Here is a 12,468-nt window from a genome sequence, read left to right as displayed (position 1 = left end):
CCCATGCCGCGCGACAGTATCGTGCCTGCCACTGCGGTTTGCCATTCTTTCCTAGCGCATCTTGTGAGCGTTCTCAAGACTTGTAATCTGCGGTTCATATTGCATTCTGGCAACACTGGGCGGGAGCGCAGAACGCCTGCCGACAGGGCCCGCAGAGGCCCGATGGGAATCGAGGAAAACGTGGCAATCGAACGCATTATCATCGTCGGCGGCGGGACGGCCGGGTGGATGGCAGCCGCCGCCCTGTCGCGCATCAAGGCCGGGCGGCCTGTGGAAATCACGCTGATCGAATCCGAGGCGATCGGCACGGTCGGCGTCGGCGAGGCAACGATTCCACCCTTCGTGGGCTTCAACCGCCTGCTCGGCATCGACGAGGCAGAGATGCTCGCAGCCGTCGGCGGCACCTTCAAGCTCGGCATCCAGTTCGAGAACTGGGGCAAGCTCGGCGACAGCTACATCCACCCCTTCGGCGCCTATGGCTACACGATGGGCGGGATCAGCTTCCACCACGTGTGGCACCGGATGCAGGCCGGCGGAGACAGGCGGCCGATCCAGGTCTTCAACCTGGAGACGATGGCCGCCGCCTTCGGCAAGTTCGCCCGCACCGAGGATTACAAGCGCGACGATCTGCCTCCGGTCAATTACGCCTATCATCTCGACGCGGGCCGCTATGCCGCCTTCCTGCGCCGGCTCGCCGAAAGCCGCGGCGTGGTGCGGCAGGAAGGCAAGGTCGCCGATGTCCAGTTGGACGGGGAGAGCGGCTTCGTCACCGGCGTCACGCTCGACGATGGCCGTGCCTTTGCGGGCGACCTGTTCATCGACTGCTCGGGCTTCCGCGGCCTCTTGATCGAGCAGGCACTGAAGACCGGATACGACGACTGGAGCCACTATCTGCCCTGCAACCGCGCGGTCGCCCTGCCGTGCCTGCGCGAGGACGGCAGCCCGCCCCCGCCCTTCACCCGCGCCACCGCGCACTCGGCCGGCTGGCAATGGCAGGTCCCGCTCCAGCACAGGAACGGCAACGGCCACGTCTATTGCAGCGCCTACATGGAAGACCAGCAGGCGCTCGACATCCTGCTGGGCAACATCGCGGGCAAGCCGCAGGCCGAGCCCAACTGGCTGCGCTTCGTCACCGGGCGGCGCAAGAAGTTCTGGAACCGGAACGTCGTCGCGCTCGGGCTGGCGGCAGGCTTCATGGAGCCGCTCGAATCGACCTCGATCCACCTCATCAACACCGGGATCGACAAGCTGATCTCGCTCCTGTCGCTGGACGGCATCACCCAGGTGCAGGAGGACACCTTCAACCGCCTGACGGGCCGCGAGTATGCGCGCATCCGCGACTTCCTGATCCTTCACTACAACGCCACGCAGCGCACCGATTCCGACTTCTGGAACTACGTGCGCACGATGCCGGTGCCCGACACGCTGACCGAGAAGGTCGAGCTGTTCCGCGCCAATGGCCAGATCTTCCGGGAGGAGGACGAGCTCTTCACCGAAACCAGCTGGGCCGCGGTGATGATGGGACAGGGCATCCAGATGGGCGGCCACAACGCCATGGCCGACGCGCTCGATCCGGTGACGACCGCAAAGGAGGTCAACGAGATGGAGCAATCGATCCGCTGGCTGGTCCAGCACATGCCGGGGCACGGCGATTACCTGAAGCGCTATTGCCCCGCACCGATCGCCGCGTGAGGCAGAGCGGGGGCGGTTCCTTGACAAACCCGGGCCGTGGCTGAAAGGGGCGAGCGTCCCCCGCCCCGCCCCCTCCCGAGGTCTCACCTGCCCATGACTGACGCTCCGCAAGGCTGGACTGCGCTGGTGCTGGCCGGCCAGCGACCGGGCGTCGACAGGCTCGCGGCGCATTTCGGGCGCGAGGCCAAGGCGCTGATCCCGGTCGCGGGCGAGCCGATGCTGGCGCGGGTGGTGCGCGCGCTGGCGGACGCGCCGCAGATCGGGCGGATCATCATCATGGCGCAGGATGCGTCCGCCCTTGTCGCCGATCCCGCCGTCACCAAGGCGGCGGGCGACACCCGGATCGACGCGCGCCTGTCGGGCCGCACCATCAGCGGATCGGTGCTGGATGCGGTGAACGATCCCGCCATCGGCCTGCCGGTGCTCGTCACCACCGCCGACAACGTGATGCTGACCCCCGCCACCATCGCCGAATTCCTCGCCGGAGCCGGCGCCGGCGACGTCGGGGTGGCGATGGTCGAGCGCGGGAACCTCGAAGACGCGGTCGGCCCGAACCGGCGCACCTGGCTCACGTTCCGGGACGGCGCCTTCACCGGGGCCAATCTCTTCGCCCTCACCGGCCCCTCGGCAGCGAACGCCCTGAGGTTCTGGGAGCGGGTCGAACAGGACCGCAAGTCCGTGCCGCGCCTTGCCGCCCATTTCGGCCCCGTGCTGATGGTGCAGCTGCTGCTGCGGCGCCTGACGCTCGCCGATGCCATCGCGGCGGCCGGGCGCAAGCTCGGCGCCTCGGCCGCGCCGGTGCTGCTTTCGGACGGGCGCATGGGCGTCGATGTCGACAAGCCCGAGGATCACGCGCTGGCGGAGCGCCTGCTGGCAGACGGGCGCGCATGAAGCGCATCTGCTTCCTCTTCAACCACGACCAGACGCACCAGGTCGCGCATTCGCTGCCGATCGCGCTGGCGCTGGCGGCGCGGGGCGGGCACCGCATCGTCATTGCCTATGCAAGGGACGCGATCCGCGCCGAGATCGAGCGGCAGGCAGACCCAGCCCTGCTTGCCAGGGTCGAGCTGGTCAAACTCGTCTTGAAGCGCGCGGACACGCGGTTGCTGGCCGGCGCGCTCGAGCGGATCGTGCCCGCCACCAAGCTGCTGATATACCGCGACAACCTCGATTTCTTCCGCAGCTTCGATGCCGTGGTGGTGTCGGAAAAGACCACCCTCCTGCTCAAGACCCGCTACGAGCTCGATGACGTGAAGCTGATCCACACCCGCCACGGCGCGGGCGACCGGGCGATCGGGTTCAATCCCGAGAGCGCGGGTTTCGATCTGGTGCTGGTCTCGGGGCCGAAGATCCGGGACCGGCTGATCAAGGATGCGGGCCTGAGGCCGGAGCAGATCGCGCTGGTCGGCTATCCCAAGTTCGATCTGTGCGCGAACAACCGTTTCGCGGACAGCTTCCCCGCGCCCGAGCGGCCGACCGTGCTCTACAACCCCCACCCCTCGCCGAAGCTGTCGAGCTGGTTCCGGCACGGCGCGGCGGTGCTCGAGGCGTTCCGGGGTCAGGATCGCTACAACCTGATCTTCGCGCCGCACGTGATGCTGTTCGAGCGCAGGTGGGTGGTGACGGTCGACCCGCCGAGCCTCGCTCGCGTCGTGCCTCCGGGACCGGAAGTCGCCCGCGAACCGCGCATCCACATCGACACCGGCAGCGCGGCGAGCAGCGACATGAGCTACACCAACCGCGCCGACATCTATCTCGGCGATGTCAGCAGCCAGGTCTACGAGTTCCTGCGCACCCCCCGCCCCTGCCTGTTCCTCGACAGCCACGGCGTGGACTGGCGCGGCGATCCCAACTACCTCCACTGGCAGGCCGGGCCGGTGCTGGAGAGCACCGACCGTCTGCTCGACGCGATTGATGCGGCGGTCGCCTCGCATCCCGACTATGCACCGGTGCAGCAGGCGCTGATCGATGCCACCTTCTCGCTTGCGGACCGCCCCTCGGCCGAGCGGGCGGCGGATGCGATCACGACCTTTCTGGAAGGACAAGAGCGTGGCTGATCTTGCGGCATTCTGGCGCTACGGCGTGGTCAAGACGCTGCGCAAATGGAAAGCGGCGGCGCTCTCGCCGCTGATGGCGGCGCGTGGGGAAGCGGCGGTGCGCTCGGCCTACGGCGTGCTGATGGTGCCCAACTGGCAGGACACCACCTTCCGCTACTGCATCTTCGGCACCTATGGCCGCGACCTCGCCGACCTGTTGCTCGGGCAGAAGGAGGACTTCGTCTTCGTCGACATCGGCGCGAACCAGGGACTCTATTCGCTCATCGCCGCGCAGAACCCGAAGTGCCGTCAGGTGATCGCCTTCGAGCCTGTCCCCGCCACCCATGCGCGCCTTGCCGCCAACGTCGCGCTCAATGGCGGGGCGGAGCGGACGGTGCTGCACCAGCTGGCGATCGCCGACAGCGTTGGCGAGGTGACGATCAGCGTCGCCGAGGGCCACACCGGCACCGCCACGCTGGCAGGGCGCGAGAGCGGCGCGGGCACCGGGGGCAACGTGACCATCCACACCATCGACGCAGCCATGGTCGATCCGCTGCTGGCCGGAGACCTTCCGATGTTCGTCAAGATCGATGTCGAGGGGCTGGAGGCGGTGGTGATCGCCGAGCTCGCCAGGACCGAGGCCTTCGCCCGCATCGCCGCGATCTTCTACGAGGTCGACGACCGCTGGGCGAGTGCAGGCGAGATCGAGCGCCTGCTGCGGGCGTCAGGCTTCACCCGCTTCGCCAAATACGGGCGCGGTCACCACTACGACGTGCTGGCGACCCGCTCCTGAGCGACCGCCCCGGCGAGCGCACGGCCTGAGAGCCACGCACCCTCGACCCGCGGACTGTGCAGCCAGTCGCCCGCAACGCCGATCCCGAGAGCCGGATCATAGCGCGCGCCCTCGCCCTGCAGGGCCTCGGGCAGGGCATAGAGCCAGCGGTGCGCATCGGAGTGGACGGGCGCAATCGGGGCAATTCCGGCGGCCGCGAAGAAATCGGCGAGGAGAATTCCTGCGACCTCCTCCCTGGGCAGGTCGATCAATTCGCGGCTGCGCGCGGGGCTGGCGTGAATCACCCATGTCTCCAGCCCCCCACGCCCCGGCTTGGCCACATTGCGCGCGCCCCAGCTGACGGGGCCGGCATCGGAGCGGAAGGTGTCGGCAAGCGGCAGGCGCTCGGCAAAGCCCGCCATCACCGCCCAGCACGGCGCGGAAACCACACCCGCGGCGAGCGCGGCCATGTCAGGCGCGACGTCCGCCAGCAGCACCGCGGCCTGTTCGGCAGGCACGGCGACGAGGATGGTGGATGCGGTGAAGGCCTCCTCGCCCGCCTCGACCCGCCACAGCGCGCCGTCGCGGCACAGCCGTTCGGCGCGCACGCCCCAGCGCACGTCCAGCCCGGTCGCCATGTGCCTGACGCAGGCGTTCATGCCGGGCGTGCCCACCCACGCGTCCTCGCCGGCCGCGGGCCAGCGCGCGGCGATGCTGGCCTGCTCCCACCCCGCAACAGTCTCGCGGAAGGCGGGATCGCGCGCGGTGAAGTATTGCGCGCCGTGATCGAAGCTCGCCTGCGCGCCTTCAATTTCCACGCGCCGGGTCGCCATCCGCCCGCCCGGGCCGCGGCCCTTGTCGAGCACCACGATGCGCCGCCCGGTGCTTGCGAGGGCCGTGGCAGCGGAAAGCCCGGCCATGCCGCCGCCGATGATGAGAATGTCAGTCTGTCCGTCCATCCCGCGCCAACGCGCGGGCGGCGGGTTCGTTTCAGGGGGCCGAGCGCGGCGGGCGACTTTCGGCCAGCACCAGCGAGAACTGCCGCGCCTCGTCGGTCCAGCGCGCGCACGGTTCCCACCCGGCCGCCGCAAGCAGCATCTGCGCCGAACGCTTGGTGAACTTGTGGCTGTTCTCGGTGTGGATGCTCTCGCCCGCGCGCATCGCGAAGCGCTGTCCGCCGACGGTGAAGGCCACATCCGCCTGCGCGACCAGATGCATCTCGATCCGGGCGAAGGCATCGTTCCAGCGCGCCTCGTGCGCGAAGGCGTCGATGGGGATGTCCCCGCCGAGCTCGCGGTTGATGCGTTCGAGCAGGTTGAGGTTGAACGCCGCCGTCACGCCCTGCGCATCGTCATAGGCGGCGAGCAGGACCTCCTCGTCCTTCACCAGATCCATTCCGATCAGCAGCATCGCCCCTTCGCCCAGCGTCGCGCGCATCGTGCGCAGGAGGTCGGTCGCGGTGCGGGCGATCATGTTGCCGATGGTCGATCCGGGAAAGAAGCCGAGCTTGGGCAGGCCGGCGACCTCGGCGGGAAGCTCGACCCGGCGCATGAAATCGGCCTCGACCGGATAGACCGGCAAGCCCGGGAACTTCTCCGCCAATGCCGCCGAGGAGGCCCGCAGGAAGTCCCCGGCGATGTCGAGGGGCACATAGGCGGAAGGGCGGATCGCCGCGAGCAGCAGCGGGGTCTTGACCGAGGAGCCGGAGCCGAATTCCACCACCGCGCGCCCCGGTCCGACCAGGTCGGCGATGGCGCCCGCACGGGTCTGGAGGATCTCGGTCTCGGCGCGGGTCGGATAATATTCGGGGAGCTGCGTGATATCCTCGAAAAGCCGCGAGCCCCGATCGTCGTAGAACCAGCGCGCGGGCACCGCCTTCTGGACTTCCGCAAGGCCCGCCAGCACGTCCTGCCGGAAAGCGAGATCGACCCCGCCCGCATCGCGCTCGACCAGCCGCAGGCCCTTGGCAGAAGTCATCTCAGGCGTCCTTGGCCAGCCGCAGTCCGGTGAACTGCCAGCGTTGATGGGGGTAGAAGAAATTGCGGTAGGAGGGGCGCGAATGGCCGCGCACGGTCGCGCAGCTCGCGCCGCGCAGCACCACCTGCCCGCTCATGAACTTGCCGTTGTATTCGCCGACCGCGCCCTCGGCGACGCGAAAGCCGGGATAGGGCAGGTAGGCCGAGCGGGTGAACTGCCAGCAATCGCCGAACAGGCCGGGCGAGCCTGCGGGAAGCGGCGGGGCGGCGCCGTCGAGCTGGTTGCCCCCGGCCGGATCATGCGCCGGGGCGCTTGCCGCGCCGTCCTGCCCGCGCGCGATAGCCTCCCATTCGAACTCGGTCGGCAGGCGCGCGCCGGCCCAGGTGGCGAAGGCATCGGCCTCGAAATGCGAGATGTGGGTGACCGGCGCATGGGGATCGCGCGCCTGCCAGCCCCGATGGGTGAAGTGCGCGCCGTCCTCGCGCCAGTAGAGCGGCGCGGCTATGGCATTCTGCTGCACCCAGCCCCAGCCGTCGGCAAGCCACAGACGCGCATCAGCATAGCCGCCGTCGGCGATGAAGTCCGCCCACTCGCCATTGGTCACCAGCCGGTCGGCGAGCGCGCAGGGCTCGAGCAGCACGCGGTGACGCGGGCCCTCGTTATCGAAGGCGAAACCTTCGGCCTGGTGCCCCACCCGCGCGATCCCGCCGGGATGCGTGTGCCAGCCCGGCGCGTCCGCCTGCGCTGCGGCAGAGGACGCCTCGCCCTCCCACATCGCGGGCCCGAGCGGGTTCCGGAACAGCGCATGCTTGATGTCGGTGAGCAGCAGTTCGATGTGCTGTTCCTCGTGCGCGATGCCGAGCGCGATGAGGCCTGCGAGCGCCGGATCGGCGAGCAGCGGCTCCATCGCCGCGGTGACATGCGCGCGCCACGCCAGCACCTCGTCGAGCGTCGGTCGGGAGAGCATCCCCCGTGCGGCCCGCGCGATCCGCGCGCCCTCGGCCTCGTAGTAGGAGTTGAACAGGAACGGCCAGCGCTCGTCGTGCAGCCGGTATCCGGGCGCATGTTCGCGCAGCAGGAAGGTTTCCCAGAACCACGTCGTGTGCGCGAGGTGCCACTTGGCAGGAGAGGCATCCTCCATCGACTGGATCGAGGCATCGGCATCGCTCAGCGGGGCAACCAGCGCCTCGGTCAGCGCGCGGGTTGCGCGGAAACGCTCGGCGACCCCGCGGGAGCCCGCTCCGCTTTCGACGTTCTGCAGTTCGCTGCGATGCACGCGTGCACCTCCCGTCCAAGCTGGTGCCGACGCCAGGGACCATGCCCTTTCGTCATGACACAGGGAAGACGCTTGGTAAGCGCAATTCTATCGCGAAATCATCACACCTGTCAGCTTTTTGCGCGAAACCGGCGGTCAGGCGGCGTGGCTGACCTCGGCTTCGCGGCCGCCGCCTGCCGCCTCGTTGAGCATCTCGGCGACGAGGAAGGCGAGCTCCAGCGACTGTTCGGCATTGAGGCGCGGGTCGCAGTGGGTGTGATAGCGGTCGCCGAGCCGTTCCTCGGTGATCGCCACGGCCCCGCCGACGCATTCGGTCACGTCCTGTCCGGTCATCTCGATGTGGATGCCGCCAGGGTGCGAGCCTTCGGCGCGGTGCACGGCGAAGAAGCCCTTCACCTCGCGCAGGATGCGGTCGAAAGGGCGGGTCTTGAAGCCGGTATCCGACTTGACGACATTGCCGTGCATCGGATCGCAGGACCACACAACCGGATGCCCCTCGCGCATCACGGCACGCACCAGCTTGGGGAGGCCCTCCTCGACCTTGTCGTGGCCGTAGCGGCTGATGAGCGTGATGCGCCCCGCCTCGCGGCCCGGGTTGAGGTCGTCGAGCAGGCGCAGGAGCGCATCGGGCTCGAGGCTCGGCCCGCACTTCATGCCGAGCGGATTGCCGATCCCGCGCGCGAATTCGATATGCGCCGAACCCGGGAAGCGCGTGCGATCGCCGATCCACACCATGTGCGCGCTGGTCGCATACCAGTCGCCGGTGAGCGAATCCCGCCGGGTCATGGCCTGCTCGTAGGGCAGCAGCAGCGCCTCGTGGCTGGTGTAGAAGCTGGTGCCCTGCAGTTGCGGCACGGTCGCCGGGTCGATCCCGCAGGCTTCCATGAAGTCGAGCGCCTCGCCGATGCGGTCGGCCATCTCGCTGAACTTCTCGGTCCAGGGCGTGCGGCCCATGAAGTCGAGCGTCCACTGGTGGACCTGCCGGAGGTTGGCATAGCCCCCGCCCGCGAAGGCGCGCAGCAGGTTCAATGTGGCGGCAGCCTGCGAATAGGCCTTCACCATCCGCGCCGGATCGTTGCGGCGGCTGACGGGGTCGAACTCGATCCCGTTGATGTTGTCGCCGAGGTAGCTCGGCAGGGTCACGTCCCCGATCGTCTCGGTCGGCGAGGAGCGCGGCTTGGCGAACTGGCCGGCCATGCGCCCGACCTTCACCACCGGACGCTTGCTGGCGAAGGTCATCACGACCGCCATCTGGAGCAGCACGCGGAAGGTGTCGCGGATGTTGTTGGGGTGGAACTCGGCAAAGCTTTCCGCACAGTCCCCGCCCTGGAGCAGGAAGGCGTGGCCGTTCGCGACCTGCGCCAGATCCGTCTTGAGCGCGCGCGCCTCGCCCGCGAAGACCAGCGGGGGATAGGAGGAGAGGGTCTTTTCCGCTTCGGCCAGCTCGGCCGCATCCTCGTAATGCGGCAGGTGGCGCGCTTCGAAGGCCTTCCAGCTATCCGGGGTCCAGGTCTCGGGCACGGTCACTACTCTTTCTCTGTCCAGTCGGCGCCAGGGTCGCACGGCGCGGGGGCGCCCGCTACCCGAGCGCGGCACGAATTGTAAAGCGACAATGGCCGATGGGACAACTTTATTTCCCGGCCACTGTCAGCGGGAGGGGCGATCAGCGCCCCGTCATCACCGCCCCCGCAGCATTCGTGCCCGCACCCGCCGGGGGCGCCGCGGCGAGGCTCTGGCCTTCCGGAATGATCGCCAGCCGGAAGGCATCGCCCTTGGCGAGATAGCGCTCGGCAAGGAATTGCATCGCCTGCGGGCTGGTCTGCGAATAGTCCGCGAGCAGCGTGCGCAGCAGGGCGACGCGCTGCGGGTCCTGCGTCGCGCCCTCGAGGTTGTAGAGCCAGAACTGGTTGCCGGTCGAGGCGCGGCGGATCAGCTGGCCGAGCGGTTCGGTGACACGCGCCAGCTCGTCGGCGGTGGGCGGGTTGGCGGCAAGGTCCTTGGCGATGCGTTCGGCCTCGGCGAAGAACACCGGCACGAATTCGGGCTCAAGCTGCGCCAGTGCGGTGATCCGGCCCCCGCTGGCCAGATCGGCCGGCCAGTTGGAGAAGGCCTGCGGCGAGTAGCTCGCCCCGGCGCGTTCGCGCAGCGCCTCGAGCAGGCGGTTGCTGAACAGCTGGGTGAGGATTTCGAGCTGGCGGCTTTCGCGCAGTGAAGCGACCCCGCCGCCGCTCTTCCACGACACCACGGCGGCGGCCTGGTTGGCATCGCCGCGATGGGTGACGACGACCGGCTCGGCCGTCGCCGGAGCGAAGGCCGGCACCCGCGCCGCGATCTCCGGCGCGATCGGCGCGCGCGGCGGCAGGGCGCCGAAGGTTAGGCGCAGCTGCTCGATCACCTTGGCCTGGTCGAACTCGCCGAACACCAGCACCTCGATCGGACCCTGCTTGAGCAGCGGTTCCCACACCTTGCGGAATTCCTCAGGGGTAGCGGCCTTGAGGGCGGCGGGATCGGGGGTGGCAAAGCGCGGGTCGCGGCCGGTCACGAGATATTCGAGATCGCGGTTGAGCACGCCGCCGGGGCTGGTCGAATAGGTGTTGTAGGCCAGTTCCGCCCCCGCCTTGGCGCGCAGCACCGGCTCCTTGTCCCAGCGCGGCATCCCGAGCTTGGCGGCGAAGAGATAGAGCTGGTCGTTCACATCCTCCGACCGCGTCTGGGCCGTCAGGGTGAAGACCGCATCGTCGATGGCGAAGTCGAAACCGAGCTTGCGCCCCGTGGCGAGGCGGTCGATCTCGTTCTGGCCGAGTTCGCCAAGTCCGGAGCCGACCAGCGCGGCCTGGCCGAGAGAGGCATAGACCGCGTTCGAGGCGTCGAAGGCGCGCCAGCCTGCGCCGAAACGCACGCGCACCGTGACGCGGCCGGGTTCGGCATCATTGGCCCAAACCAGCGCCTTCACGCCGTTCGCGAAGTCGACCTTCTCGATCTCGAGCACGCCGAGCGGGGCCTGCTGCGCGATCGTGCCGGGCGCGCCCACGGGGGGCAGTTCGTCGAAAGAGATGGTCTGCGCCGCAAGCCGCGCGGTGCTGTCGACCGCCGCCTCGCTCGCCAGCGCGAGACGCAGCGCGGCGACATCGGCCTCGCCTGCCTGCGGGGTGACATAGACCGAGCGGGTGACGGTGCCCTCGAACAGGCCGCGGGTGCGCTCCAGCACGAATTCCGGCGTCAGGCGCGGCTTCATGTTGCGGAACACCTCGAGCACCACCTTGGGCGCCGCCACGGTCTCGCGGATGTCGACCGCGTTGACGAGATTGTTGGCAAGATCGCTCCCGGACTGGACGCTCTCCTGCTCAACCTCGTTGGCGAAGACCACGTCGAACTGCGCGACCTCGCGGTCGATCTCTTCCTGCGTCGGGGGCGTGGCGAGCGCGTCGGCGATGACGCTGCGCACATCGGCCAGCGCGGCCTGCCAGTCGGCGCTGAGCGGCGCGAAGGTCACGAAGGTCGCGTCGGTCGAGCGCGAGACGTCGTCCTGCTGGACCTGCGCGTAAAGGAAGCTCCCGCCCCCGCGCGCGCGGCTTTCGAGCCGGCGGTTGATGATCGCCTGCGCGACGGCATCGGTCAGCAGGCCCTCGTTGTAGACGATGGTGTCCTCGACCTGCCGCCAGGGGCGCATGATCGCATAGGTCAGGCTGCGCGGCAGATCGGGCTCGACCCCGACGGCAAGCTCGCCGATCGGGGTGGCGGGGCCGGCCGGGTCGACCGCACCTGCCGGGGCGACCGGATCGCCGAAAGCAGGCGGCACGCCGGGCTTGCCGGTGCCCTTCCAGTCACCGAACCACTGCTCCACCAGCCCTGCGAGCACCATCGGGTCGGCATCGCCGGCGACCACGATCACGGTGTTCTCCGGCCGGTACCAGCGATCGTAGAAGGCCTTGACCGTCGTGCCGTTCGCCGCCCTCAGCGTCTCGTCGGTGCCGATCGGGTTGCGGCTCGCGAGGCGCTGGCCGGCGAAGAAGGTCTGGCGCGTGAGATCCGCCATGCGCAGCCCCGCCCCGCCCCGCTCGCGCTTCTCGGCGAGCACGATCGGCCGCTCGGCGGCGACATTGGCATCATTGAGCACCGGCTCGCGGATCATGCCCGAGAGCAGCTTGAAGCTCTCGGCCAGCTTGGCGTCATCGATGTTGGGGATGTCGAGCTTGTAGGCGGTGTGGGTCGGGGTGGTCTCGGCATTGGCGTCGCTGCCGAAGGTCGCCCCCAGCCGCTGCCATGCCGAGATCGCCTCGGCCTTGCCGAGATACTTGCTCTCGCGGAACAGCAGGTGTTCGAGAAGGTGCGCATAGCCCTGCTCGCTGTCGTTCTCGTGCAGCGATCCCGCATCGATGCGCACGCGGATCGAGACCTGGCGCGGCGGCACCCCGTTGCGGCGGACGGCATAGCGAAGGCCGTTCTTCATCTCGCCGAACAGCCACTTGTCGTCGACCGGAACGTCCGAGCCGCGATAGAGCCAGGGCGTCTCGCCGTTGGTCTGGAGTGCACGGGGCGCCGGGACCGCCGGGAGCGGGCGGGTGTCGCTCGGGGCATTGGGATCGGGCCGGGGCGCCTGCTGGGCGAGCACCGGTTGCACCAGGGCGAGAGGAGCGAGCAGGAGAGCGAGAGCGCGGGAAGCGCGGGTCAGCGACGTCATGGGAAGGCTTATAGGGAGCCAAAAGGTGAAGCGA

Annotated in this window: 9 protein-coding genes; 4 read left to right on the top strand and 5 right to left on the bottom strand. The window is 69.0% G+C overall.

Annotated features, from left to right (window positions below; all coding sequences use genetic code 11):
- The first annotated feature begins 162 nt into the window (after positions 1-162).
- The 4 genes from ACMX37_RS05520 (at position 163) to ACMX37_RS05505 (ending at position 4,521) form a co-directional block, all read left to right on the top strand.
- The gene (locus ACMX37_RS05520) at positions 163-1,692 is read left to right on the top strand and encodes a tryptophan halogenase family protein (protein ID WP_483147883.1); all 1,530 of its coding nucleotides are present in this window, start codon (positions 163-165) and stop codon (positions 1,690-1,692) included.
- A 93-nt stretch (positions 1,693-1,785) separates the two neighbouring features.
- Complete coding sequence (locus ACMX37_RS05515; RefSeq protein WP_483147882.1) at positions 1,786-2,583, top strand: NTP transferase domain-containing protein; 798 nt, start codon at positions 1,786-1,788, stop codon at positions 2,581-2,583.
- Positions 2,580-3,749, top strand: coding sequence for a hypothetical protein (locus ACMX37_RS05510; protein WP_483147881.1), 1,170 nt, complete (start codon positions 2,580-2,582; stop codon positions 3,747-3,749). Before ACMX37_RS05515 ends, ACMX37_RS05510 begins: the two co-directional genes overlap by 4 nt.
- Positions 3,742-4,521, top strand: coding sequence for an FkbM family methyltransferase (locus tag ACMX37_RS05505; RefSeq protein WP_483147880.1), 780 nt, complete (start codon positions 3,742-3,744; stop codon positions 4,519-4,521). The genes ACMX37_RS05510 and ACMX37_RS05505 overlap by 8 nt, the downstream gene beginning before the upstream one ends.
- On the opposite strand, the gene ACMX37_RS05500 is transcribed toward ACMX37_RS05505, so the two are convergent.
- The 5 genes from ACMX37_RS05500 to ACMX37_RS05480 form a co-directional block, all read right to left on the bottom strand.
- Positions 4,494-5,459, bottom strand: a complete 966-nt coding sequence (locus ACMX37_RS05500; protein ID WP_483147879.1) for an NAD(P)/FAD-dependent oxidoreductase — start codon at positions 5,457-5,459, stop codon at positions 4,494-4,496. The genes ACMX37_RS05505 and ACMX37_RS05500 overlap by 28 nt on opposite strands.
- 31 nt (positions 5,460-5,490) lie before the next feature.
- Positions 5,491-6,477, bottom strand: coding sequence for an L-histidine N(alpha)-methyltransferase (gene egtD, locus ACMX37_RS05495; RefSeq protein WP_483147878.1), 987 nt, complete (start codon positions 6,475-6,477; stop codon positions 5,491-5,493).
- A 1-nt stretch (position 6,478) separates the two neighbouring features.
- The gene (egtB, locus tag ACMX37_RS05490) at positions 6,479-7,753 is read right to left on the bottom strand and encodes an ergothioneine biosynthesis protein EgtB (protein WP_483147877.1); all 1,275 of its coding nucleotides are present in this window, start codon (positions 7,751-7,753) and stop codon (positions 6,479-6,481) included.
- Between the two features lie 135 nt (positions 7,754-7,888).
- On the bottom strand, positions 7,889-9,274 hold the full coding sequence (locus ACMX37_RS05485; RefSeq protein WP_483147876.1) for a class II 3-deoxy-7-phosphoheptulonate synthase: 1,386 nt from the start codon (positions 9,272-9,274) through the stop codon (positions 7,889-7,891).
- 142 nt (positions 9,275-9,416) lie between these two features.
- Positions 9,417-12,434 (bottom strand): M16 family metallopeptidase, encoded by a 3,018-nt coding sequence (locus tag ACMX37_RS05480; protein WP_483147875.1) that lies wholly within the window; start codon positions 12,432-12,434, stop codon positions 9,417-9,419.
- Positions 12,435-12,468: the final 34 nt, after the last annotated feature.

Source organism: Porphyrobacter sp. THAI-01a, from assembly GCF_056868655.1.
Note: the sequence above shows the minus strand (reverse complement) of the source record. Positions and strands in the feature narration are given on the sequence as shown.

Excerpts from the sequence above, each read along its gene's own strand:
- ACMX37_RS05520 (WP_483147883.1), top strand. The coding sequence starts at position 163 with ATGGGAATCGAGGAAAACGTGGCAATCGAACGCATTATCATCGTCGGC.
- ACMX37_RS05515 (WP_483147882.1), top strand. The coding sequence starts at position 1,786 with ATGACTGACGCTCCGCAAGGCTGGACTGCGCTGGTGCTGGCCGGCCAG.
- ACMX37_RS05510 (WP_483147881.1), top strand. The coding sequence starts at position 2,580 with ATGAAGCGCATCTGCTTCCTCTTCAACCACGACCAGACGCACCAGGTC.
- ACMX37_RS05500 (WP_483147879.1), bottom strand. The coding sequence starts at position 5,459 with ATGGACGGACAGACTGACATTCTCATCATCGGCGGCGGCATGGCCGGG.
- egtD (WP_483147878.1), bottom strand. The coding sequence starts at position 6,477 with ATGACTTCTGCCAAGGGCCTGCGGCTGGTCGAGCGCGATGCGGGCGGG.
- ACMX37_RS05480 (WP_483147875.1), bottom strand. The coding sequence starts at position 12,434 with ATGACGTCGCTGACCCGCGCTTCCCGCGCTCTCGCTCTCCTGCTCGCT.